26 protein-coding genes and 1 tRNA gene are annotated in these 20856 nt (G+C 71.2%); 7 read left to right on the forward strand and 20 right to left on the reverse strand.

The window, feature by feature from the left end:
* Nucleotides 1–85: 85 nt before the first annotated feature.
* Nucleotides 86–547 (reverse strand): MarR family winged helix-turn-helix transcriptional regulator, encoded by a 462-nt coding sequence (locus tag ACY34K_RS09765; RefSeq protein WP_462745743.1) that lies wholly within the window; start codon nt 545–547, stop codon nt 86–88.
* A gap of 169 nt (nt 548–716) precedes the next feature.
* Here ACY34K_RS09765 and ACY34K_RS09770 point away from each other — a divergent pair, with 169 nt between their 5' ends.
* Nucleotides 717–926 (forward strand): hypothetical protein, encoded by a 210-nt coding sequence (locus ACY34K_RS09770; protein ID WP_462745744.1) that lies wholly within the window; start codon nt 717–719, stop codon nt 924–926.
* A gap of 96 nt (nt 927–1022) precedes the next feature.
* Here the strand turns inward: ACY34K_RS09770 and ACY34K_RS09775 are convergent, their stop codons facing one another.
* From ACY34K_RS09775 to ACY34K_RS09815, 9 genes are all read right to left on the reverse strand, one after another.
* Entirely contained in the window at nt 1023–1301 is a 279-nt protein-coding gene (locus tag ACY34K_RS09775) for a hypothetical protein (protein WP_462745745.1), read from the reverse strand.
* Between the two features lie 535 nt (nt 1302–1836).
* Entirely contained in the window at nt 1837–2697 is an 861-nt protein-coding gene (locus ACY34K_RS09780) for an RNA polymerase sigma factor SigF (RefSeq protein WP_462745746.1), read from the reverse strand.
* Nucleotides 2698–2931: 234 nt separating this feature from the next.
* Nucleotides 2932–3765: an RNA polymerase sigma factor SigF gene (locus ACY34K_RS09785; protein ID WP_462745747.1), complete on the reverse strand. Its 834-nt coding sequence runs from the start codon at nt 3763–3765 to the stop codon at nt 2932–2934.
* Between the two features lie 222 nt (nt 3766–3987).
* Nucleotides 3988–4281 (reverse strand): Dabb family protein, encoded by a 294-nt coding sequence (locus ACY34K_RS09790; protein WP_462745748.1) that lies wholly within the window; start codon nt 4279–4281, stop codon nt 3988–3990.
* 8 nt (nt 4282–4289) lie between these two features.
* A complete protein-coding gene (locus ACY34K_RS09795) occupies nt 4290–4454 on the reverse strand; it encodes a hypothetical protein (RefSeq protein ID WP_462745749.1) in 165 nt (54 codons plus the stop codon).
* A 183-nt stretch (nt 4455–4637) separates the two neighbouring features.
* A tRNA-Ser gene (locus ACY34K_RS09800) sits at nt 4638–4722 on the reverse strand.
* A gap of 68 nt (nt 4723–4790) precedes the next feature.
* Nucleotides 4791–5219, reverse strand: a complete 429-nt coding sequence (tadA, locus tag ACY34K_RS09805) for a tRNA adenosine(34) deaminase TadA (RefSeq protein WP_462745850.1) — start codon at nt 5217–5219, stop codon at nt 4791–4793.
* A 92-nt stretch (nt 5220–5311) separates the two neighbouring features.
* Entirely contained in the window at nt 5312–5842 is a 531-nt protein-coding gene (locus ACY34K_RS09810; RefSeq protein ID WP_462745750.1) for a tRNA adenosine deaminase-associated protein, read from the reverse strand.
* A 196-nt stretch (nt 5843–6038) separates the two neighbouring features.
* Complete coding sequence (locus tag ACY34K_RS09815) at nt 6039–6236, reverse strand: hypothetical protein (RefSeq protein WP_462745751.1); 198 nt, start codon at nt 6234–6236, stop codon at nt 6039–6041.
* An 82-nt stretch (nt 6237–6318) separates the two neighbouring features.
* Between ACY34K_RS09815 and upp the strand changes: the two genes are divergently transcribed.
* Entirely contained in the window at nt 6319–6954 is a 636-nt protein-coding gene (upp, locus tag ACY34K_RS09820) for a uracil phosphoribosyltransferase (RefSeq protein WP_462745752.1), read from the forward strand.
* 41 nt (nt 6955–6995) lie between these two features.
* Here the strand turns inward: upp and ACY34K_RS09825 are convergent, their stop codons facing one another.
* The 4 genes from ACY34K_RS09825 to ACY34K_RS09840 all read right to left on the reverse strand — a co-directional run bounded on the left by ACY34K_RS09825 (nt 6996) and on the right by ACY34K_RS09840 (nt 10505).
* The gene (locus tag ACY34K_RS09825; RefSeq protein ID WP_462745851.1) at nt 6996–7598 is read right to left on the reverse strand and encodes a LytR C-terminal domain-containing protein; all 603 of its coding nucleotides are present in this window, start codon (nt 7596–7598) and stop codon (nt 6996–6998) included.
* A gap of 131 nt (nt 7599–7729) precedes the next feature.
* Entirely contained in the window at nt 7730–8026 is a 297-nt protein-coding gene (locus ACY34K_RS09830) for a type II toxin-antitoxin system VapB family antitoxin (RefSeq protein WP_003999914.1), read from the reverse strand.
* A gap of 199 nt (nt 8027–8225) precedes the next feature.
* Nucleotides 8226–9767: a M28 family metallopeptidase gene (locus ACY34K_RS09835; protein ID WP_462745852.1), complete on the reverse strand. Its 1542-nt coding sequence runs from the start codon at nt 9765–9767 to the stop codon at nt 8226–8228.
* Nucleotides 9768–9905: 138 nt separating this feature from the next.
* The gene (locus tag ACY34K_RS09840) at nt 9906–10505 is read right to left on the reverse strand and encodes an HhH-GPD-type base excision DNA repair protein (protein ID WP_462745753.1); all 600 of its coding nucleotides are present in this window, start codon (nt 10503–10505) and stop codon (nt 9906–9908) included.
* A 355-nt stretch (nt 10506–10860) separates the two neighbouring features.
* Between ACY34K_RS09840 and ACY34K_RS09845 the strand changes: the two genes are divergently transcribed.
* Complete coding sequence (locus ACY34K_RS09845) at nt 10861–11499, forward strand: MarC family protein (protein WP_462745754.1); 639 nt, start codon at nt 10861–10863, stop codon at nt 11497–11499.
* Nucleotides 11500–11598: 99 nt separating this feature from the next.
* On the opposite strand, the gene ACY34K_RS09850 is transcribed toward ACY34K_RS09845, so the two are convergent.
* The gene (locus tag ACY34K_RS09850; protein ID WP_462745755.1) at nt 11599–11748 is read right to left on the reverse strand and encodes a hypothetical protein; all 150 of its coding nucleotides are present in this window, start codon (nt 11746–11748) and stop codon (nt 11599–11601) included.
* Between the two features lie 128 nt (nt 11749–11876).
* Here ACY34K_RS09850 and ACY34K_RS09855 point away from each other — a divergent pair, with 128 nt between their 5' ends.
* Nucleotides 11877–13775, forward strand: coding sequence for a DnaA ATPase domain-containing protein (locus tag ACY34K_RS09855; RefSeq protein ID WP_462745756.1), 1899 nt, complete (start codon nt 11877–11879; stop codon nt 13773–13775).
* A 94-nt stretch (nt 13776–13869) separates the two neighbouring features.
* Here ACY34K_RS09855 and ACY34K_RS09860 read toward each other — a convergent pair whose 3' ends face one another.
* Both ACY34K_RS09860 and ACY34K_RS09865 read right to left on the reverse strand, forming a co-directional pair.
* Nucleotides 13870–14280, reverse strand: a complete 411-nt coding sequence (locus ACY34K_RS09860; RefSeq protein ID WP_462745757.1) for a YciI family protein — start codon at nt 14278–14280, stop codon at nt 13870–13872.
* 135 nt (nt 14281–14415) lie between these two features.
* Nucleotides 14416–14940, reverse strand: a complete 525-nt coding sequence (locus ACY34K_RS09865) for an RrF2 family transcriptional regulator (RefSeq protein WP_462745758.1) — start codon at nt 14938–14940, stop codon at nt 14416–14418.
* A gap of 73 nt (nt 14941–15013) precedes the next feature.
* Here ACY34K_RS09865 and ACY34K_RS09870 point away from each other — a divergent pair, with 73 nt between their 5' ends.
* Complete coding sequence (locus ACY34K_RS09870) at nt 15014–15451, forward strand: cupin domain-containing protein (protein ID WP_462745759.1); 438 nt, start codon at nt 15014–15016, stop codon at nt 15449–15451.
* 358 nt (nt 15452–15809) lie between these two features.
* Here the strand turns inward: ACY34K_RS09870 and ACY34K_RS09875 are convergent, their stop codons facing one another.
* Nucleotides 15810–16565 (reverse strand): TetR/AcrR family transcriptional regulator, encoded by a 756-nt coding sequence (locus ACY34K_RS09875; protein WP_462745760.1) that lies wholly within the window; start codon nt 16563–16565, stop codon nt 15810–15812.
* A 327-nt stretch (nt 16566–16892) separates the two neighbouring features.
* Here ACY34K_RS09875 and ACY34K_RS09880 point away from each other — a divergent pair, with 327 nt between their 5' ends.
* Together ACY34K_RS09880 and ACY34K_RS09885 are read left to right on the forward strand one after the other, a co-directional pair.
* Complete coding sequence (locus ACY34K_RS09880; protein WP_462745761.1) at nt 16893–17135, forward strand: hypothetical protein; 243 nt, start codon at nt 16893–16895, stop codon at nt 17133–17135.
* A gap of 6 nt (nt 17136–17141) precedes the next feature.
* Nucleotides 17142–18098, forward strand: a complete 957-nt coding sequence (locus ACY34K_RS09885; RefSeq protein WP_462745762.1) for a DUF2637 domain-containing protein — start codon at nt 17142–17144, stop codon at nt 18096–18098.
* 709 nt (nt 18099–18807) lie between these two features.
* On the opposite strand, the gene ACY34K_RS09890 is transcribed toward ACY34K_RS09885, so the two are convergent.
* Together ACY34K_RS09890 and ACY34K_RS09895 are read right to left on the reverse strand one after the other, a co-directional pair.
* Nucleotides 18808–18969: a hypothetical protein gene (locus tag ACY34K_RS09890; protein WP_462745763.1), complete on the reverse strand. Its 162-nt coding sequence runs from the start codon at nt 18967–18969 to the stop codon at nt 18808–18810.
* A gap of 452 nt (nt 18970–19421) precedes the next feature.
* Nucleotides 19422–20843 carry an ATP-binding protein gene (locus ACY34K_RS09895; protein ID WP_462745764.1) on the reverse strand — a complete coding sequence of 474 codons (1422 nt, stop codon included), beginning with the start codon at nt 20841–20843 and terminating at the stop codon, nt 19422–19424.
* Nucleotides 20844–20856: the final 13 nt, after the last annotated feature.

Consider the following 20856-nt stretch of genomic DNA (forward strand, 5'->3'; position numbering starts at 1 on the left):
GGCGCGCCGTCGGATGAGGAGGGCCCCCCATGCTTGGCGTGGCCGCCCCGCACACCGGACGGTGTGGTCGTAGCCATGGACTTCCTTACGTCTGTGAGGGTGTACGGGTGGCGTGGGCCCGGCAGTCCCCGAAGGAGCTCCGGAGGCGGGCCAGCATCGCGTTGAGCTGTCCGACCTCGTCGTCGGACCAGTCCCCGAGGCAGTGGGCGAAGAGATCCGCCGAGCGGCGTCCGAGGTCGTCGAGGAGCTCTTTGCCCGCGGCCGTCAGCCGCAGGATGCGGGAGCGCTTGTCGCAGGGGTCGGGCCGCCGCTCGATCCAGCCGCGCTCGGCGACATGGGCCACGTGCCGGCTGGTCACCGACATGTCGACGGCGAGCAGCTCGGCGAGGCGACTCATCCGCATCTCTCCGTACCGGTCCAGCAGGGCCAGGACGGCGGCGGAGCCGGCCGGGCACTCGGCGGGCAGCAGCCGCGAGAGACCGCGTTTGACGGCGCCGAGGGCGCTCAGCTGCCGGGCCAGGTCCTCGTACTGACTCCGCTCGGCCATGGGCACCCCCGCTACCTTGTTGCTTAGGGCAACGATAGAAGCTGTTGGTTGCTACAGGCAAACTAAAAACGGGCGAACGCCACTAAAGACCTGGCAAAGGTGCACGCAAGCGGGGGTAAACGTGACCGGGGGTGGGGCCGGGAGCCCCGATTCGCTAGGGTCCTGCCCCATGGCACACAACCCCCACGCCCCCCAGGGACCCGAGGGCAACTACGACCCCTCGGGCAGCACGCAGATGTTCCGCGCCTTCGTCGACGAGGGGGCCCCGCAGCGGCAGCAGCAGGTGGCCGCCCAGTCCGGCCCGCGCGTCGGCCTGATCATCGGCGTCGTGGCGGTCGTCGCCATCGTCGCCGCGGTCGCCTGGCTCGCGCTGGCCTAGATTCTCCGGGCCCGGTTCTCCTCCGGGCCGCCTGCCGTGCCGCGGCGCCCGCGCGCTCTCCTGCCTTCGCCACGGCGCCACAGCGGCTCACTCGCCTCAGGTCCAGGAGGCGGTGACCTCCTGGGTCTCGATGTGCATGCCCAGCGGCACCCGCCAGGCGTCCACGCACACCGTGTACGTCTCTTTCCGCACCGCTCCCGCCGTGATCGGTGCCGGCAGGGGCTGAGCCGTCTCGACGGTGGCCCAGTCGACGCCGAGCGCGCCGATGATGTGCGTCGCGAAGGTGGCCGTGCCCGAACGCACCGGTGTACCACCGGTGTTGCGGAGCTCCACGGTCACCTTCTCGCACCAGCGCCGGTCCGTGGTCGCGCGCACGGGATCTCCGACCTCCAGCACGGCGGGCCCCGGGGCGGGTGTGCCGGGCGGGGGAGGGTCCGCCGGGTCCGACGGCGGCGTGGGCCGCGGAGGCCGGGCGGGTGTGCCGGGCGTCGCCGCGGGCGGTGGGGCGGACGACGGTCGCGGTGCCGGGGCCGCCGGTCCGGACGCGGGCGGCGTCGGCCCGCGCGACGAAGGCGGCAGGCCCGTGCCGGCCGGTCCGCCCGACGGCGCGCGCCCGCCGGATCCCTGCCGTGCGCCGTCGAGGACGCTTTGGCCGGCCGGCGGGTGCAGCGGTACGAGCTCGACCCGGCCCGACGGTGGTACCGGGCCCGAGGGCGCGCCGTCCGGCCGCGATCCGACCGCCCCGACCGTCACCCGTCCGTCGCCGTCACCGTCACCGCCGCACGCGGCGAGCGCCCCGCCCAGGCAGAGCGCCACCGTCGTCGACACCGTCAGGACCCCGGTCCGCCGTCGCATCGCGCCAGTGTGGCTGACGGAGCGTCAGTTCGGTAGGGGTCGGCCGGAGATCGGGTCAGTCGGAGATGAGCCCCTCGCGCAGCTGCGCCAGCGTCCGGGTCAGCAGCCGTGAGACGTGCATCTGTGAGATGCCGACCTCCTCGCCGATCTGGGACTGCGTCATGTTGGCGAAGAACCGCAGCATGATGATCTGCCGTTCGCGCGGCGGCAGTTTGGCCAGCAGCGGCTTGAGCGACTCGCGGTACTCGACGCCCTCCAGTGCCGTGTCCTCGTACCCGAGCCGGTCCGCGAGCGAGCCCTCGCCGCCGTCGTCCTCGGGCGAGGGCGAGTCCAGTGACGACGCGGTGTAGGCGTTGCCCACGGCGAGGCCGTCGACCACGTCCTCCTCGGAAACGCCGAGGACGGCGGCCAGTTCGGGGACGGTCGGCGAACGATCGAGCTTCTGCGCCAGCTCGTCACTGGCCTTCGTCAGCGCGAGTCGCAGCTCCTGGAGCCGGCGCGGCACCCGCACCGACCACGAGGTGTCGCGGAAGAAACGCTTGATCTCGCCCACGACGGTCGGCATCGCGAACGTCGGGAACTCCACGCCCCGTTCGCAGTCGAACCGGTCGATCGCCTTGATCAGACCGATCGTGCCGACCTGGACGATGTCCTCCATCGGCTCGTTGCGGCTGCGGAACCGGGCCGCGGCGTACCGCACGAGGGGCAGATTGAGCTCGATGAGTGTGTCGCGCACATAGGTGCGTTCCGGGCTGTCCGCCGCCGCGCCCTGCTCGTCCAGAGCGCGCAGCCGGAGGAACAGGGAGCGGGAGAGAGTGCGGGTGTCGATGGCTTCCGTGGGGTCGAGAAGCGTCGCGGGTTCGCTCTGGACGGGCGTGAGCGTGAGCACCTTCGAGCTGCCCTGTTCTGCGGACATGCCACCCCCTTGAGGTCGCGGACGGTCGCGTGGGCCGCGACCATCGGAGGAACGCAGCCTCCACCTGAATACCGGAGCCGAGACTGCGGCAAACGCGGTTCCAGCAGAATGTCACATGTCGGCAACACGCTGTAGTGACTTGTCGACAAGAATGCGGCAAATCCGCGCAGGAAACAGGGGGTGTGCGGCTTTTGGGCCGTCCCGACCGGGGCCGAACGGGTCTACCCGATCAGGTTACGCCTCGATCCGATTTGCGGACCTCAGTCGAGCGAAGCTACGGGCGAGGAGTCTTGACACGTGCATCTGTGACACCCCGAGTTCCTGGCTGATCTGAGACTGGGTCAGATTGCTGTAGTAGCGGAGCATCAGGATGCGCTGTTCGCGCTCGGGCAGCTGGACGAGCAGATGGCGGACGAGGTCGCGGTGCTCGACCCCGGCCAGGGCGGGGTCCTCGTAGCCGAGCCGGTCGAGGAGGCCGGGCAGCCCGTCGCCCTCCTGGGCCGCCTCCAGGGACGTCGCGTGGTACGACCGCCCCGCCTCGATGCAGGAGAGGACCTCGTCCTCGGAGATCTTCAGCCGCTCGGCGATCTCGGCGGTCGTCGGCGAGCGGCCGTGAGCGGTCGTCAGGTCCTCGGTGGCGCCGTTGACCTGGACCCACAGTTCGTGGAGCCGGCGCGGGACGTGCACGGTCCGGACGTTGTCCCGGAAGTACCGCTTGATCTCACCGACGACGGTCGGCATGGCGAAGGTCGGGAACTGCACCCCGCGGTCCGGGTCGAACCGGTCGATCGCGTTGATCAGACCGATCGTGCCGACCTGGACGACGTCCTCCATGGGTTCGTTGCGGGAGCGGAACCGGGCGGCCGCGTAGCGCACGAGGGGCAGGTTCGCCTCGATGAGTGCCCCGCGCACCCGGTGGTGCTCCGGCGTGCCCGGCTCCAGGCTCTTGAGCTGGCCGAAGAGCACCTGGGTGAGCGCTCGGGTGTCCGCGGCCCGCCCCTGTGGCTTGGCGCGCTCCTCAGACTCGTTCTGGGGCGGCACCTGTTGAGGCGTCGTACTGGCCGGCACGTTCACGCCACCCCTTCGCGGTCAATTTTGCGGCTACTACGTCAACTGATCCGTCAAAAGCGGTCATAGCATCACAAGACATGTCCACTGTGTGCAAGCACCCCATAACGCCGTGTTGACGGCGAAAGGGGCGGCGAAAGGGACGGCGAAAGAAGGAGCCCCGCACCACCCGGGCGGCGGGTGGTGCGGGGCTCCGGAGAGCGGGCTCGGGGTGAGCCTGGCTCAGACCTCGTAGTCGGCGATCACCCAGGTGGCGAATTCACGCCACTGGCCCGCAGCCGCCTGGTGGTCGGGGTGCTCGATGTAACGCTTCAGCGCGTCCTTGTCGGCGACGGCGGAGTTGATGGCGAAGTCGTACGCGATGGGCCGGTCGGTGATGTTCCAGGCGCACTCCCAGAACTCCAGCTCCTCGATGACCCCGCCGAGCGCCTCGAACGCCTTCACGCCCGCGACGACACGCGGCTCGTCGCGGCGCACACCCTCGTTCAGCTTGAAAAGGACCAGGTGGCGGATCACGTGGACTCCTAATTGACGAGCTCGGTCATGAACGCTCCGACGCCTTGAGCGGCGCTCGAAATGCCCTCGAACCCTACCTGGACGAGATCCGCGGCCCGAGCGGGGGAGTTGATGATCGTGTACAGCACGAAGACGACGACCACGTACAGCGCGATCTTCTTCGTTTGCGCCATCAGTCCTGTCTCCCCTGCGATCCCCAGCGCGGTCGGGTGAGTCTAACCGAGCGCTCCTGGGCCAAGGCCCTGGCCACCGGGGCCCATTGCCGCCCTTACGGGGCGCACGGGGAGGAGTGGGGCGACCCCGGGACGGAACGGCGGAAGGGCTCCGGCGCTGATGCGCCGGAGCCCTTCCGGAAGCGGTAGCGGAGGGATTTGAACCCTCGGTGACTTGCGCCACACTCGCTTTCGAGGCGAGCTCCTTCGGCCGCTCGGACACGCTACCGAGAGAGAGCTTAGCCCACAGGTGCCGGTTCGCCGAAATCCATAAGGGGCGTCCTGTCCGCGCCGGTCTCAGCGCTCTCGGAAGAAGCGCGTCAACAGCCCCGAGCACTCCTCCGCCAGGACTCCCCGGATCACCTCGGGCCGGTGGTTGAGCCGCCGGTCCCGGACGAGGTCCCAGAGCGAGCCGACCGCGCCGGCCTTCTCGTCGGGAGCCCCGAACACGAGGCGGTCCACCCGGGACTGCACGAGCGCGCCCGCGCACATCACGCACGGCTCCAGCGTGACGACCAGCGTGCAGCCCGGCAGCCGCCACTCCCCGGTCGCGGCGGCCGCCCGGCGCAGTGCCAGCACTTCGGCGTGCGCGGTCGGATCGCCGGTCGCCTCGCGTTCGTTGTGGCCGGTCCCGATGACGGTGCCGTCCGGGGACAGCACCACCGCGCCGACCGGCACATCGCCGGCCCGCGCGGCCCGAGCGGCCTCCTCCAGGGCGAGGCGCATGGACGCCCGCCACGGATCGTGCACCGGGTCGTGAGGGGGATCGGGTACGGACCCGTGGACGGGATCGCGCACGGGGCGGTCGGACACGGGCACTACCGGACGGCCTCCAGCACCTCGGCCGCGCCGAGCGCGTCCGCGATCTCGGACAGCGCGTCGGTCTCGAGGACCAGCAGGTCCTTCTCCGACAGGCCGAGATCGGCCAGGATCAGCCGGTCCCCGACCGGCTCGGCGGGCACGGCCTCGGCCGCCACCACGGACTCCTCCTCCTCGTCGTCGTCGGCCGGCTCGCCGTCCTCGGTCCCGTCGAGGTCCAGCGCGTCCAGCTCGTCGTCGGCGTCGTCCAGGTCGTCGCCCAGCAGTTCCTTGGTGAGGATCTCCCCGTAAGAGGAGCGGGCGGCGGCCGCTCCGTCCGAGACGTAGATGCGAGGGTCGTCCTCACCCTCCACGCGGACGATGCCGAACCATGCGTCTTCCTGCTCGATGAAGACGATCACCGTGTCGTCGTCCACCGAGGCTTCCCGGGCCAGCTCGAGCAGATCCGACAAGGTCTCCACATCGTCGAGCTCTGTGTCGCTCGCTTCCCACCCGTCTTCGGTGCGCGCGAGCAGTGCGGCGAAGTACACCGTGACTCTCCCACTGATCAGAGGTGTGACGATCGGGCGGCATGCTCCTGAATGCCCCGCCCACTCGGCATCGTGGCAGATACGAGGGCTTCAGGAGAGGTGTTCCGCTCTTGCGTCGTGCACCAGTCTGAGCCCGTGGCCCGGTCGGTGTCACCAGGCGGTCCTTCCGGCGAGCCGCCCGGCACCCCCTCGGGCGTCACCACCGGAAGGTGCGCATACGCATCGCCTGGCGCATCCGGGCCGCCCTGGCGCGGCGCGGCTGGACGCGCTCGCGCAGGGCCTTGGCCTCGTTCAGCTCACGGAGAAACTGCGCGCGGCGCCTGCGCCGCTCGGCATCGCTCTCCTGGGTCTCCCGGTTCTGCTGCGGTTCATTCGGCTCTTGCGGGTCCGGCATCGCGACACCACCCCCAGGCTCCCTGTTTCCCAGCTTCCCTCCACGGCATGTGTCGACGCCAGTGCGGGCTACTGTTGAGGGCATGCGGATCCACGTCGTCGACCACCCGCTGGTGGCGCACAAACTCACCACGCTGCGCGACAGGCGCACCGACTCCCCGACCTTCCGGCGGCTCGCCGACGAGCTGGTCACCCTGCTCGCGTACGAGGCCACCCGGGACGTGCGCACCGAGCAGGTCGACATCGAGACCCCCGTGACGGGGACGACCGGCGTGAAGCTGTCGCACCCGCGTCCGCTGGTGGTGCCGATCCTGCGGGCCGGCCTGGGCATGCTCGACGGCATGGTCCGGCTGCTGCCGACCGCCGAAGTGGGCTTCCTCGGCATGATCCGCAACGAGGAGACGCTGGAGGCGTCCACGTACGCCACCCGGATGCCGGAGGACCTCTCGGGCCGCCAGGTGTACGTCCTGGACCCGATGCTGGCCACGGGCGGCACCCTGGTCGCGGCCATCCAGGAGCTGATCAAGCGCGGTGCCGACGACGTGACGGCGGTCGTCCTGCTGGCGGCCCCCGAGGGCGTCGAGCTGATGGAGCGCGAGCTCGCGGGCACGCCGGTCACGGTCGTCACGGCCTCGGTCGACGAGCGGCTCAACGACCACGGCTACATCGTCCCGGGCCTCGGCGACGCGGGCGACCGCATGTACGGCACGGCTGACTGATCCGGCGCTCGGTCCCCCCGGCTCGGCCGGGGGACCGAGCCCTAACAGGTCGTGGAGGGCGCGGGCGCGGGCTTGGTCAGGACGGTCATGGCCGCGGTGGCGTCCTGGGGGGCGTTCAGGGCCTGGAACGCAGTGCCGATGATCAGGTCCACATCTGCCGTGGCGCGGGTGTCGCTCTTGAGGGCGGCGCCCTTCAGCTGCGTACCGAGCACCGGCAGCGTCGTGCGGGTGGCCGTCGTGGCGCCCAGCAGGAGGGCGGTGCCCGGGACCTTCTTGTCGTAGGTGGCCGGCGCGTTGCCCACTTTGCCGATGGCGAAGCCGCGCTTCTTCAGCTCGTCGGCGGTCGTCTTGGCGAGCCCGGCGCGCGGCGTCGCGTTGTAGACGTTCACCTTGATCTGGGCGGGCTTGGGCAGCACCCGGACGGGGGACGCGGCACCCTTCTTGGGGCGGCAGGGGACGGCGCCGGCGGAGGTGCGCTTCTTGTCGGTGCCGCCGCCGAAGACATCGATGAGCTGCAGGGTTCCCCAGCCGGCCAGGCCGAGGGCGACCACCGCGACCATGGCCGCGAGCGCGATCCGGCGGCGGCGACTCGGGCGTCGCATCCGTGGATACGCACGGCCCGTGACACGGTACTTTCCGCCCATACCGGGGGGAGTGAGCATGCTCATGGGCGCAGCGTAATGCGGCCCGTTGACTATGCCTACTAAACGATCAGCAGAAGAGAGCCGGATGGGTGGTAAACGGCTCGAAAGGCTGATGCGGTGAGCCCGCCGGCTCAGTCGAGCTCGAGTACGCGGGCGTGCAGGACCTGCCGCTGCTGGAGGGCCGCGCGCACGGCGCGGTGCAGTCCGTCCTCGAGGTAGAGATCGCCCTGCCACTTCACGACGTGCGCGAAGAGGTCGCCGTAGAAGGTCGAGTCCTCGGCGAGGAGCGTCTCCAGGTCCAGCTGGCCCTTGGTGGTCACGAGCTGATCGAGGCGGACCGGGCGCGGCGCGACATCCGCCCACTGCCGGGTGCTTTCCCGGCCGTGGTCGGGATACGGCCGCCCGTTACCGATGCGCTTGAAGATCACACGGGCAGCCTACCGGGCGAGGTGCTCCCGGCGCAGCCACGCGGCGGCAGTGCGCTGCTGGCGAAAATCACCGAAACCGGGACGGGCCGGTCCCGGCGGGGCCGTTCGGCCCGGCGGGGAGTCGCCGGAACGCAGCGCCCGCTCGGCACGGCGCGCCGCCGGGGGCGGGCCCCGGCGGCGCGACCGTCACTGCCCGGTTCTACTCGGTCACGTCGTGGTCGTGATCGTCGTGCAGGCCGCCGCCGCTGCCCTCGTCGCCGTCCGTGGGGACGGTGACGACCGGCTTGCGCAGCGAGCTCAGGTCGTGGGCGTAGGTGCCCACGCCGTTGGCGATGACGTCGATGTTGACGTCGAACGCCTTCATGTCGATGTTCTTGAGATCGTCGCACTTGGCGTGGTAGCAGGCGTCGTACGCGACACCGGCGGTGCCGCCGAACTTCTCGGCCTGCTGCGCGGACTTGATGCCCTCCGCGCCGGTGAACGTGCCGCCGGCGGGGATGCCCACGGCGATGAACGGGCCGTAGTCCGAGCGGCCGGTGAAGTCCGTGCCCTCGTGCGGCTTGCCCTGCTTGTCGAGGAACTCGTTGATGTCGCGCTCGATCTGGGCGGATCCGGCCGGGCCGGCGGGCGCGCCGACGCCGTCGGAGTTGTCGCCGTCGAACACGAACTGGCCGTAGTTCGGGGAGGCGATCATGTCGAAGTTCAGGTAGAGCTTGATCTCCTTCTTGCCGAGCGCGTCGAGGTGGTCGACGTAGTACTCGGAGCCGAGGAGGCCGACCTCTTCCGCCGACCACCAGGCGAAGCGCACCTTGTTGGTGGTCTTGTCCTTGTGCTTGGCGAACTTCAGGGCGACGTCGAGGAGACCGGCGGAACCGGAGCCGTTGTCGTTGATGCCGGGGCCGGCGGTCACGGAGTCCAGGTGCGCGCCGAGCATCACGGTGTTGGCGGCGTTGCCGCGCTGGGTCTCGGCGATGACGTTGTTGGTGGAACGCTTCTCCTGGAGCTGGCGGATCTCGGTGGAGACCTCCACCGGGCCCTTGGCCAGGTCGGCGAGGAGCTTCTCGCCCTCCGGCTTGGTGATGCCGCCGGTGGGTATCTTGCCGACGCCCGGCTCGCCGAGGGTGCCGCTGAGGACGCCGTCGACGTTGTTGTAGACGATCGCGGCGACGGCGCCGGCCGCCGCGGCCTGGGCCTGCTTGTCGGCGAAGGCACAGCCGCCACGCTTGATCAGGGCTATCTTGCCGGTGAACGTGCCGGTCGCGAAGTCCGTCGGCTCGCAACCGGGCGTCGCGTCGTCGGGAGTGCCGACGGCGGCGAGCGCGGCCTTGACGCCGCCGACCGGCGTCGACGGCGTGTAGGTCATCGCCTTGACGGTGATGTCACGCGGCGCCGGCGAGACGACGGAGAGCTTCTCGGCGAGGGTCTCGGTGTAGGTGAAGTCGAACTTCTGGTACGAGACCTGGTAGCCGGCCTTCTTCAGCTGCTGGTACACGTACGCCGCCGAGGCGTCGTGCCCGAGCGAACCGGCGGCGCGGTGGCCGCCTGTCGACTCGGCTATCTGCTGGAACTTCTGCAGGTGTTTGAAGGCGTCCTTGGCGGAGGCTTCCCGCACGAGTTTGCTGGACAGGTGCGCGGCGTCCTTCGCCGCTTCCTTGCCGGGGTCGTTCCGGCCGGCGGAAGCGGGAGAGGCGGAGGCCAGCATGAGCGGGGTCGCCAGTGCGGCTGCGGCCAGGGTGGCCACGGCTCTGCGATGGGATGCGTTCACAGAGGTCCTTCCCGGTGCGAACGAGGTTGAAGGGAAGCTAGCGATCTCCCACGCTCCTGGGAACAGATGTGCCGCAACTCACGTGATTTTCCGTGCTTTTCGCCTTGGAACCCGTCAGTCCGCCGCGTTTTTTTCCTTCGCGGCCTTCGCCGCGCGCTTCGCCTCCTGCTTGTGGGCGCGCACCTTGGCGAGCGATTCGGGGCCGGTGATGTCGGCGGCCGAACGGTACGAACCCTCCTCCCCGTACGCCCCCGCCGCCTCGCGCCAGCCCGTGGGCCGCACGCCGTACTGCTTGCCCAGCAGAGCCAGGAAGATCTGCGCCTTCTGCTTGCCGAACCCGGGCAGGGCCTGGAGCCGCGCGAGCAGTTCCTTGCCGGTGGAGGCGTCCGCCCAGACGGCGCTCGCGTCACCGCCGTACTCGTCCACCAGGTACTGGCACAGCTGCTGCACCCGCTTGGCCATCGAGCCGGGGTAGCGGTGCACGGCGGGCTTGGCGGAGAGCAGCGCCGCGAAGGCCTCCGGGTCCTGCGCGGCGATCTCGTGCGCGTCCAGATCGTCGGAACCGAGCCGCTGGGCGATCGTGTACGGGCCGGAGAAGGCCCACTCCATCGGAACCTGCTGGTCGAGCAGCATCCCGACGAGGGCGGCGAGCGGGCTGCGGCCCAGCAGCTCGTCGGCTTCCGGTTGCTGGGCGAGACGGATCGTGGTGGTCATGGATCGATGATCGCGCCGCAGCGTCCGGGATGCACGTGGTGGCCGGGCCCCGCGGGCGGGCGCGAGGGCCGGGCCCCGCGTTCCGGGCCCCGCGTTCCGGGTCCCGCGGGCGGGCGCGAGGGCCGGGTCCCGCGTTCCGGGTCCCGCGTCCTGGGCCCCGCGTTCCGGGTCCCGGTTCCGGGTCCCGCGTCCCCGCGTCCCGTGTCCCCGCGTCCCGTGTCCCCGCGTTGCGGGCAGGCGTTCCGGCGCGGCGGGCGTCACCCTACGGCGGGGCGTCACCCCCACGGCGCGGCATCACCGCGCGGCGGGGCGTCGCTCCCGGAAGCGGGGCGCGGGCGCCGCGATGATGCCGCTCGTGGACGCTCTCACCTTCTCCGCCGCCTTCATCACCTTCTTCTCGGTGATCGGCCCGCCGAAGGTGATGCTCGCCTTCGCCGAGCTCGCCCACCTCCACGACGCCCGCCAGTTGCGCACCATCTCGGCGATCGCATCCGCATCCGCCGTCCTCGTGGGGCTGGTGACCGGCTTCACCGCGCCCTGGCTGCTGGAGCTGTTCCACATCAGCACGCCGGCGCTGCAGCTCGCCGGCGGCACCATCTTCTTCATCTACGCCGTCGGGCTGGTCCTCGGCGTGCACCTGGGGGCGCAGGAGCCCCGGCAGGACGCCCCCGACCTGGTCAGCGGCGTCCGGGAACTGCTCATGCCGTACGTCGTCAGCCCACTGGCCATGACGGCCGTGCTGATCGAGGCCGCGGCCCGCGACTCGTGGAGCTGGCGCAGCACCGTCGTCGGCGCGTACATCACCGTCATCGTCCTCGACCTCGTCTGCGTCGTGGTCCTCGTCCGGGTCCTGCAGCGGACCCACCACGCCACGATCGAGCTGTTCGGGCGGCTGCTGGGGCTGCTGCTGGCGGCGGTCGGCGTGGATCTCGTCCTGGACGGGCTGGGGGACCTCGGCGTGCCCGGCGTGGACCGCGAGGACACGCACTACTGACGGACGGGCCCGGGCCACCGCCGGCCCCCGGCCGACCGGCCGCCCCCGGCCATCGTTCCTGCCCGTACGGCGCGGCCCACACGGGCCCTCCGCCCCCCTTCACCGCCGCCACGCGCCGTACAGGGTCGCCAGGCCCACCGCGACGGTCGCCACCGCCTCCGGCGGGACCCCGCGAAGGATCAGGACCACTCCGGTCGACAGGACCGCGACGAATGCCGCGAGATCGGTCCGTCGGGATGCGTTGCTCACTACGCTGCTGCCTTTCCGATCGTTGTGGGAAGCGGTCACCAGGCTCTGCGGGGCGGGGGGTGTTGCGGTAGGCGGCACAGTTGCCGAACCGCCGCAACGCAGGTGGACGGACTTGGGCAGGGGGCGGGATGGGAAGCCTTGAACCGCTGGGAGGGGACCTTCCGGGGGAGGCGCGGGCACTCGCGGACGCGTTACGCGGGCTGTTCGGCGGACTGGACATCGGGGTGCGCCGGTACGCGGCCCGCCGGCACCGCGACGCGAGCTCCGTCTCGCGCTTCCTGAACGGCACGCGCATCCCGCCCTGGGAGTTCGTCGTCGATCTCCTCGGCGACGTGGCGGAACACCACGGCGGCTCGCCGACCGCCGAGACCGTGGAGCACCTGCGCACGCTGCACCGCAGGGCCGTCTCCGCGAGCGGCTCTCCGGCCCACGTGGTCCGCATGCTGGAGGACCAGTTGGCCGAAGCCGACCGCCGTGCCCGCCGCTCGGCGGCCCGGGAACGGGCGGTCGAGGACGCGTTGCTGGACGCGCAGCACCGGGTCGCCGACCTGGAGACGCAGCTCGGGCAGCTGCGGGCGGCCCACGACGAGGGCCGTCCGGAGACCGAGGCCGCCCTGCAGGTGTACGAGGACGAGGTCGCCGGGCTGCGCCGGGAGCGCGACCTGCTGCGTGAGCAGGTCGACGTACTCGGCGAGGAACTCAAGGACGCCCACGCCCGCCGGCTGCTGGCGGAGGAACGCTGCCAGGACCTGGAGAGGCAGCTGGTGACCGCGGAGGAACAGGCGCGGCAGGAGGAGGAGAGCAAGGCACGCGCGGCGGCGGTCGCCGACGCGTCACGGGCGGCCGCGCTGGAGGAGGAACTGCGCGTGCTGCAGGAGAAACTGGCCGCCATGGAGAACGCGGCGAGCCGCCGGGCGGCGCGAGCCTCCGCCCGCCCGGGGAAGCGCCCCGCACCGGGGCTGTTCTTCGACAACTTCCTCGTGACACCCGGCAACCGGCTGGCGCACGGTGCCGCCGTCGAGGTCGCGGAGGCGCCCGGGGGCCCGTACAACCCGCTGTACGTGCACGGGAGCAACGGCGGGGGCAAGACGCATCTGCTCCAGGCCCTGGTGCACTACGCGCGGACCCTGGACCCGGCCCTCAGGACGCGGTACGTGGACGGGGACGCGTTCCGCGCCGACTTCCTCGCCGCGGTCCGCGACGACGCCCTCGTCCCGTTCCGTGAGCGGTACCGCGACGTGGATCTGCTGGTGGTCGACGGGTGTGAGGTGCTGCAGGACGATGCCGCGGTCCAGCAGGAGTTCCTCGGCACCCTCGGAGAGTTCCGGGGAACGGGCAGACAGGTCGTCCTTTCCTCGGCCCGGCCACCGGCACGGCTGGCCGTCGACGAGCGGCTGCGCGGGGTGTTCGCCCGCGGCCTGGTCGTCGACGTCCAGGTGTCGGACCCGGCGACCCGGGCCGCGATCCTCGCCCGCAAGGCGGCGCGGGAGGAGCTCGACGTGCCGCGGGACGTCGTCGAGCTCATCGCGGGCCGGGTCGCGGGCGGCGTCCGCGAGCTGGAGGGTGCGCTGAGCCGCGTCACGGCGTTCGCGAGCCTCAACCGGCAACGGATCGGCCCGGAGCCGGCCGAGATCGTGCTCAGGGACCTCGTCCCGCCGGGCCGCACACCCGACCACGGCGTGACCGGACCGCTGATCCTCTCCGAGACGGCCGACTACTTCGGTCTGGCCGTGCACGACCTGCGCGGACCGGACCGCAGCCGCGTCCTGGTGACGGCCCGCCAGCTGGCCATGAGCCTCTGCCGGGAGCTGACCGACCTTCCGCTGCCCGCGATCGGCGCGCTGTTCGGGGGACGCGAACACATCCCGGTGGTGACCGCGGACCGGAAGATCCGCAGCCTGATGCACCAGCGGCGCTCCATCTTCAACCAGGTCACCGAGCTCACCCACCGCATCAGGGTGCTGGCGGCCGGGGCCGCGGCCGTTCCGCCCGCGTCCGCGGGGAGTGGGCCGTCTCGTGCGCGCTGAGACGACGACCGCGCGGTGCCGTGTGACGCGCGTGCCGCGTGCGCGAGGCCGGTGCCGACCCGCCGGGCGGGCCACCCGGCCCGCGGCGCCGCGGTCAGACGTCCGGGCCGCTTTCGCCGATCGGGCGGATCACGACCGGGTACTCGGGCGTGCCGTCCGGGACCGGGCAGCGTGCCACCCGCGCTGCGATCTCGGTGACCCGGTCCAGGCTCTCGCAGTCGAGCACCCAGTACCCCGCCAGGAGCTCGCGTGTCTTCTCGTACGGATCGTCGGTGATCACCGGTTCCCCGTCGGCGCCGATCGTGACGAACCGGGTCTTCGCGGGTTCGGCCAGCCCCTGTGCGTCGACGAGTTCCCCGGACGCGGCGAGATCGTCGTTGATCTTGCCCATGTGGGCGAACATCGCCCGCATGTCCTGCTCGCTCCAGGCCGGGCTGCCGGACGCCCTGCCGGTCATGGCGTCGTAGTCCGCCTGCGTGCCCTGCACCATCACCAGGTACTTCATGACGTCGCTCCTCCGATGTGGGCGGCCGCCCCCCATCGGCCACTTTCACAGGGGCCGCCGGAGTCGGCGACTCGTTCGCGACGAGAACTTCCCCCCCAGGGAGGACGAGAACTTCTCCCCCGGGGAGGCGGCCCCCTACCCGTGCCGGCCGAGCCCGATCAGCACCGGGCCGGTCGGGGAGGCCACCAGATCGCTCACGGTCAACTGGTCGAGAGCGCTGTAGAAGGCTTCCTGCGCTTCGCGCAGGGCGTGCCGGAGCCGGCAGGCCGCGCGGAGCGGGCACGGTGTGTCGCCCTCGCAGGCGACGACCTCGCCCTCGCCCTCCAGCTCGCGCACCAGGCGGCCGACGGAGATGCGCCGGCCCTCCTCGGTCAGCGTGAGTCCGCCCCCGCGGCCGCGCCGGGCCTCGACCACACCGAGGTGCTGCAGCCGGGCTATGGCCTTCGCCATATGGGTGTAGGGGACGTGCATGGCTTCCGCCACCTCCCGGGTGGTCAACAGCCCGGCCTGCCCGCCCGTGCCGGGGCCGCCGGGCATGCCGCCCGGGCCGCCCGGAATGCCGCCCGGGCCGCCCGGAATGCCGTCGGAGCCGTTCGTCTCGGAGACCGCGAGGCGCATCACGGCACGAAGCGCCAGGTCGGTGAACTTTGTCAGCCGCACACTCCGACGCTAACAAATGCGCATGTTAGGTTCCCATTTGTTGAAAGCGGCACCCATCGAACGGTGGCAACGGATGGCTGACTCGAGCACCGGCCCACGAATCCTCTGCGACGTGCAGTCGCTCACCGGCCCGCACGCCGACGCGGCCGCCGAGACCGATCCCGGGGCGGGGTCCGAGCTGGGCCCCGTCCGCGCGGGAGCGCTGTGGCGGCTGACCGAGCCCGGACGCCAGCTCGACGCCAATGTCGTGCGCGTTCCGCCGGCGGGCCGCATCGGCACCCACGCCGAGCCCGAGCTCGACGTGCTGCTGTTCGTCGTCGCCGGCGAAGGCACCCTGGTCGCCGCCGACGGGGCGCAGCCCCTGCGCACGGGCACTCTGGCCTGGATGCCGCACGGCTCCACGCGCAGCCTGGTGGCCGGCGAGAACGGGCTGTCCTACCTCACGGTCCACCGCCGCCGCGCGGGCATGCGGATCCAGTCGCCGCCGCGAACGGCTCCCTCCGCGGAGTGATCCGCTCCCGCGGTGGGGTGACGGGCCCGAGTGGCGGGGTGACCCGGTCCCGTGGAGGGGTGACGGGCCCGCGCGGCGGAGTGATTCGGTGGCGGGGTGGCGGGTCCCCGCGCCGCGGAGTGACCCGCGTCCGTGGCGGGGTGACGGCCTCGCGCGGCGGGGTGATCCGGTGGCGGGGTAACGGGCGGGCCCGCGCGGCGGGGTGACCCGGCCCCGTGGTGACCGGCTCTCCCTTGGCGGAGTGATCCCGGTCCCGTGGCGGGGTGGTCGGCCCGCGCCGCGGAGTCACCCGCTCCGGTTCCGGGGCGGCCGGCTCTCCCTCGGCGGAGTGGCCCGCTCCCTCGGCGGAGCGAAGGCGTCAGTCGGTCGCGGAGCCCTCGCCCGGACGGCCGCGTCGTGCCTCCAGGCCGTCCAGGACGCAACGCAGCCCGCTGTCGAAGCCGTCGTCACGGCCCGCTCCGGTGTCCTGGCCGCGCTGGGTGGCGTACAGCCTCCGCAGTCGCGGGTACGGCCGCACGGCCTGTTCGGCCGCCGGCCACAACCGCTCCATCCACTCCTGCTCGCTCCGGCCGCTGCGGGCGAGTGTCGTCAGCCACGCCGCCTCGGCGGTGGACATGCCGATGACGTACGCGACGACGGTGCTCACCGCCCGGTCGGCCTCCTCCAGGGTGAAACCCGCGTCCTCCAGGAGCCCGAGCAGGCCCTCGGACAGCCGCATCATGTTCGGTCCGAGGTGGGCCATGCCGGCCTCGCCGAGCATGGGGACGATCCACGGATGCCGGAGCAGCGCCGACCGCAGGCTGTGGGCGCAGCGGGTGGTGGCCGCGCGCCAGTCGCCAGGATCGCCGGCGGCGGGCTTCTCGATCTCGCCGTAGACCGCGTCCACGACCAGCTCGATCAGCTCGTCCTTGTTGGCGACATGGGTGTACATCGAGGTCGCGCCGGCATTGAGGCGCGTACCGAGCTTGCGCATGCTCAGGGCGTCGACCCCCTCGGCGTCGAGCAGTTCGAGGGCCGCGGCCACGATCTGCCCGCGGCTGAGGACGGGCTGCTCGCGCCGCGGTCGCCGCGGGCGGGTCCACACCGAGGGGAGCGGCTGCTGGTCGCGTGACATGCGGTCTCCTGTTCGTCTCGCCGCCAGGATAGCCGAGTGCCCGTACGGTGTTCGGGGTGGCGCACGATGTACGTCCACCTGTCCGGTCCCCGGAGAATCACATTGCCGGAAGATTGATCCCGGGTTTATCCGACTGGATATCAATCGGTGGGTTGGTGTGATTTCAGGCCATCATTGGAGGATCTTGCAGAACCGATAAGCCCCAAGCGGTCCCCCATGTGGCCCAATGTGCTCACTCGTATGCCGCGCACCGGAGGGACACGCTGGAGCGTTAGGTTGAATATGACAGCCACACGCCCGTCAGTCCCATTTGAAAGGGGCCTGCCGATGAATGGCCTTCCCGCCCGCGTGCCCATGGGGGAATTTACTTTCACGACCTCGCCGGCCGCGCTCATTTCCAGCCGTGTCGGCACCCGGCGCGACGGAGCGGCCAGGATCGACCTCACGTGGTCGACCCCGGCGCTGGAGGAATTCATCGAGGCGATGGCCCGCATCGAGGCGGACTTCGCGCGGTCCTGGAGCCGTACCGGAACGCGAGTACCCCAAGGCGTGGTGGATGGATCGGTCTGAATTCGCGTGCATGACTTCCACGGCGGCGTCGCCCCCGGCGTACGCGACTTCGGCCCCGGCTTCGACTCGGGCTTCGAGCCGGGCTTCGACAGCGGTCTCGACCGCGGCTTCGACCCCGGCACCGGTCCCGGCCACGGTCCCGGCTTCGACGAGGCCGTCGACACCGGCCCCGGAGCGGACGGCTACAGGGACGCCTTCCGGCTCCACGACTACCACCTGTCCTACGGCGCGATGGACGCCCCCTGGGACCCCACCGAAGAACTCGCCTCGCTGCTCCAGGACGCCCTGGCGGCGGAGAAGGCCACGTCCTCCGTCAAGGCCCCAGAGCCCGCCCCCGAGCGGGCGCCCGACCCGGACGACACCGCGCAGGCCGAGGGTTCCCTCCAGAACCTCACCCGGATCACCGCGAACCTGCCGCCGATCCGGCCGGCCGCCGTCAGCCACCGCAAGACGCGCCAGTGGTCGCTGACGTGGCTGCGGACGGCCAGCTTCTGCCTGGCAGCCCTGGCTGCCGCGATCGTGTCGATGGTCAGTGTCTTCGGCGGCATGGCCACCTACGACCCCCTCCGCCACATCGCCGAGGGCCGCGCGGACAGCACGGTCGTCGGCTGGTGGCCGCTGCTGATCTACGGGCCCTGGATGGTCGCCTCCCTGTCGGTGCTGCGTGCCGCCCTGCACCAGCGCCGCGCCGCCCACTCCTGGGCGGTCATCCTGCTGTTCTCCGCGATGGCGATGCTCCTGTGCGTGGCCGAGGCGCCCAGGACCGTCACCGACGCCGCGGCCGCCGCGCTGCCGGCCCTGGCTTCCCTGGCCTGCTTCCAGCAGCTCGTACGCCAGATCACGCTGACCAGGCCGCCGCGCCAGAGCACGCCGCGCCACCGCAGCACCCCGCCCCCGTCCCCGGCGACCGCCCACCACCGCGGCAGGCGCGAGTCCGGAGGATCGGGCGCCGGAAAGGCGTAGCCGCCCCGGTGGTGCCGGCGCGACCTCCGTGCCGGCACCACCCGGGCCGCTGCCCGCTGATTAATATCCCTTTGAATTCGGTCTTCTCATTCAATTTTGTGCCCTGCCGAATCAGCACTTGAGCATTCTGGTGGCTTTATGACCGGAGTGCCGTACGTGTCACATTGCGTAACCCGTCATATGCCATTGCGTTATTTAATTTGCCGCCTTCAGCGGTGGAACACACCCGAGCGCGCCCGGGGCGACCGATGCCTCGGGTCATGGAAGGGAACCCATGGCGAATATGACGCTTTGGTTGCTGATCGCCTGTGCATCCGCCTGCACCGCACTGTCCGCACTGCTGCCCCCGCCGGCCGCCCGCATGTGGCGGACCGACATCGTCGAACTGCGCCGTCGGCGCCGCATGATCGAAGCCCTCGCCGGACGGCCGCGCCCGGGCTCCCGGGAGCCCGGCCCGCCGGTTCCGCCCGCGGCGGCCCGACCAGGCGGTCAACGGTCCACGGACCGGCCGCGACGGAAGAGATCCACGGCGTCGGCCGAATGCCCACCCAGGCGGTGATCGCGTCCCCGCGCCGGCGCCACCCCGCCCCGACCACCCACGACATGACGAAGGCCCCGACCGCGATCGGTCGGGGCCTTCGTCATGTCGTGCTTCCGGGCCTTCGGTCTTCCGGGCCCGTCCGTCGGCTCCGCTCCTCGCGCCCGCCGGTCAGGCGCTGTCCAGCACGCTGCCGACGAAGTTCGCCACCCGGTGCCTGATCTTGTGCCAGCGGTTGCAGTACTGCTGCGGAAACCAGCGCCGCTCCTGCCGCAGCGGCCGGTGGCACGACTTGCACAGCACGAACCGGCCCTTGCTCGCGAAATCCCCCATGCGGCGACTCTAACGGTTCTCGGCCACCGGGACCGGTGGCTCCGGGGCGGTCCAGGGTGGCTCCGGGGCGGGCCGGGTTCGACAACAGCGGAGCCCCGGACCGCACCCCCCCACACGCTTCCCAGAACACAACCACGGGAGCCCGGCCCCTGATCAGGCTTCGCGCCTGCGGTCCTGGCGGCAGACCCGTCGGCTTGTTTCCGCTGATGTCATCAGGTTGCGCCCGGCACCCTCGATCCGCATGGCAATGCCTCCTGCCGCCGGAACCGTCGACTGCCCGCAGCCGGGCTGTGGATGCGCCTCACCGGGCGCGCTCACCATGGTGTTCCCATACTTCTCGTTCTGGAGTCCGCGGTGGGCACCTGTCGGTCTCGACGCCTGCCGCCGCCCAAGGTGCTCTGGCGCATGCGGCAAATGTCGCGAATATCGCAAGGGAATGAGACTGCCCCTTCTCACACATTGCGCCACGCGCCCAGTAGCTCCTCGGGTCCGTACGCCGCTTGGAGCCCGGAACATGTGGTCCCGTTGCGCGATACCGCCACGAGCGGTACCGGCTCGTCGGTGATCGCGGCCCGGTGCTTCTGGAGCGCGGCCAGGTCGTGGCTGTCGAACGAGGAGTTCTCCAGCCACTTGACCGAACCGAGGAAGAGCAGCTCCCTGGCCACCGGCTGCCGATCGGCGCCGACCAAGTCGATTTCGACCTCGTTGCCGCGGGTCCAGTAGCCGCCGATCGCGGGGGCGGCGGGCAGGAGTCCGTCCGGCAGGAGGCGGGCGAGGGATTCCCGGACGAGGGGCTCGATCGCGCGCCCCCGCCAGCTCGTCCACCGCTCCTTGATCCGGCTCAGAGTGAGATCCCCCCGCATTCGCTCGATCTCCGCCATGTGCGGATCCACGAACGCGAGCCAGAACCGTAGGTAGGGGTCGGCCACGCGGTAGCGGCGTTCCTTCGACGGTCTCAGCGAGAGGGGCAGCTCGGCTGCCACCACCCGCTTCTCGGTCAGGACGTCGGTGGCCCGGGTGAGCGTGGTGTGGGCGATGCCGCCGGCCGCTCGGGCGATGTTGGTGAAGGTCCTCTCACCACTTCCGATGGCCCGCAGGACTTCTCTGCTCATCGCCTGCGGCGGAAACTCCGCGGCGAGTGATCGTTCGGCGGAGACCAGCAGCGCCGAGATCGGGTTGTCCAGCGAGTCGTGGAGGAACTCCCAGACATCGGCTCCGGGCCGCCACTCCGCGCAGATCAGCGGAAGACCGCCCGTGATGAGGGCGGCGTCGAATGCGGCAGCCGGCTCAAGCCCGAGCATCTCGCCGATGTCGGCCGGGTTCAGCGGCCCCACGACCATTTCCCGGCCCCGCTGGTGGAAGGGGCGGTCGTAGCTGTTCAGCGCCTCCATCATCGACAGGTCGGAGCCGACCAGGAGGAGAAGTACGGGTTTACGGCTGAGCAGGCGGTCCCAGGCGCGCTGGAGCATGCCCTCGAAGGCGTCAATGCGGTCCATCAGGTACGGAACCTCGTCCATGACGACCACGCTCGGGCTGTCGTCGGGAAGGATCTCCGCGAGCAGCCTGAACGCCGCATTCCATTGCTCTGGAGTCTCCTCCGAGAACAGTTCCCGCTCCGGCAGGGTGGATCTGGCGACGGTGTCGAGCAACTCCGCCAGCTCGTCCTCCGCCGTGCCGCCCGCCGCGGTGAAGAACAGGTGAGGCACCCCGCTGCGGCGGAGGAATTCCTCGACGAGGCTGGACTTGCCGACTCGCCTCCGCCCGCGCATGAGGATGCACTGTCCCGGCTTCGCCGCGCCGACGGCATCGTGGACCGACCGCAGGGCGCTGCCGAGTACGTTCAGCTCGCGGTCCCTTCCGACGAAGCGCCGCATGTAAGCCTCCCGC

The organism is Streptomyces sp. STAM6, assembly GCF_054963715.1.

What these genes read in the sequence shown, in the direction of transcription:
- ACY34K_RS09770 (WP_462745744.1), top strand. Translation starts at nt 717, where the DNA reads ATGGCACACAACCCCCACGCCCCCCAGGGACCCGAGGGCAACTACGAC.
- upp (WP_462745752.1), top strand. Translation starts at nt 6,319, where the DNA reads ATGCGGATCCACGTCGTCGACCACCCGCTGGTGGCGCACAAACTCACC.
- ACY34K_RS09840 (WP_462745753.1), bottom strand. Translation starts at nt 10,505, where the DNA reads ATGACCACCACGATCCGTCTCGCCCAGCAACCGGAAGCCGACGAGCTG.
- tadA (WP_462745850.1), bottom strand. Translation starts at nt 5,219, where the DNA reads ATGCGCCTCGCCCTGGAGGAGGCCGCTCGGGCCGCGCGGGCCGGCGAT.
- ACY34K_RS09870 (WP_462745759.1), top strand. Translation starts at nt 15,014, where the DNA reads ATGGCTGACTCGAGCACCGGCCCACGAATCCTCTGCGACGTGCAGTCG.
- ACY34K_RS09825 (WP_462745851.1), bottom strand. Translation starts at nt 7,598, where the DNA reads ATGGGCGGAAAGTACCGTGTCACGGGCCGTGCGTATCCACGGATGCGA.
- ACY34K_RS09895 (WP_462745764.1), bottom strand. Translation starts at nt 20,843, where the DNA reads ATGCGGCGCTTCGTCGGAAGGGACCGCGAGCTGAACGTACTCGGCAGC.
- ACY34K_RS09780 (WP_462745746.1), bottom strand. Translation starts at nt 2,697, where the DNA reads ATGTCCGCAGAACAGGGCAGCTCGAAGGTGCTCACGCTCACGCCCGTC.
- ACY34K_RS09860 (WP_462745757.1), bottom strand. Translation starts at nt 14,280, where the DNA reads ATGAAGTACCTGGTGATGGTGCAGGGCACGCAGGCGGACTACGACGCC.
- ACY34K_RS09890 (WP_462745763.1), bottom strand. Translation starts at nt 18,969, where the DNA reads ATGGGGGATTTCGCGAGCAAGGGCCGGTTCGTGCTGTGCAAGTCGTGC.
- ACY34K_RS09855 (WP_462745756.1), top strand. Translation starts at nt 11,877, where the DNA reads ATGGGAAGCCTTGAACCGCTGGGAGGGGACCTTCCGGGGGAGGCGCGG.
- ACY34K_RS09795 (WP_462745749.1), bottom strand. Translation starts at nt 4,454, where the DNA reads ATGGCGCAAACGAAGAAGATCGCGCTGTACGTGGTCGTCGTCTTCGTG.
- ACY34K_RS09880 (WP_462745761.1), top strand. Translation starts at nt 16,893, where the DNA reads ATGAATGGCCTTCCCGCCCGCGTGCCCATGGGGGAATTTACTTTCACG.
- ACY34K_RS09875 (WP_462745760.1), bottom strand. Translation starts at nt 16,565, where the DNA reads ATGTCACGCGACCAGCAGCCGCTCCCCTCGGTGTGGACCCGCCCGCGG.
- ACY34K_RS09765 (WP_462745743.1), bottom strand. Translation starts at nt 547, where the DNA reads ATGGCCGAGCGGAGTCAGTACGAGGACCTGGCCCGGCAGCTGAGCGCC.
- ACY34K_RS09815 (WP_462745751.1), bottom strand. Translation starts at nt 6,236, where the DNA reads ATGCCGGACCCGCAAGAGCCGAATGAACCGCAGCAGAACCGGGAGACC.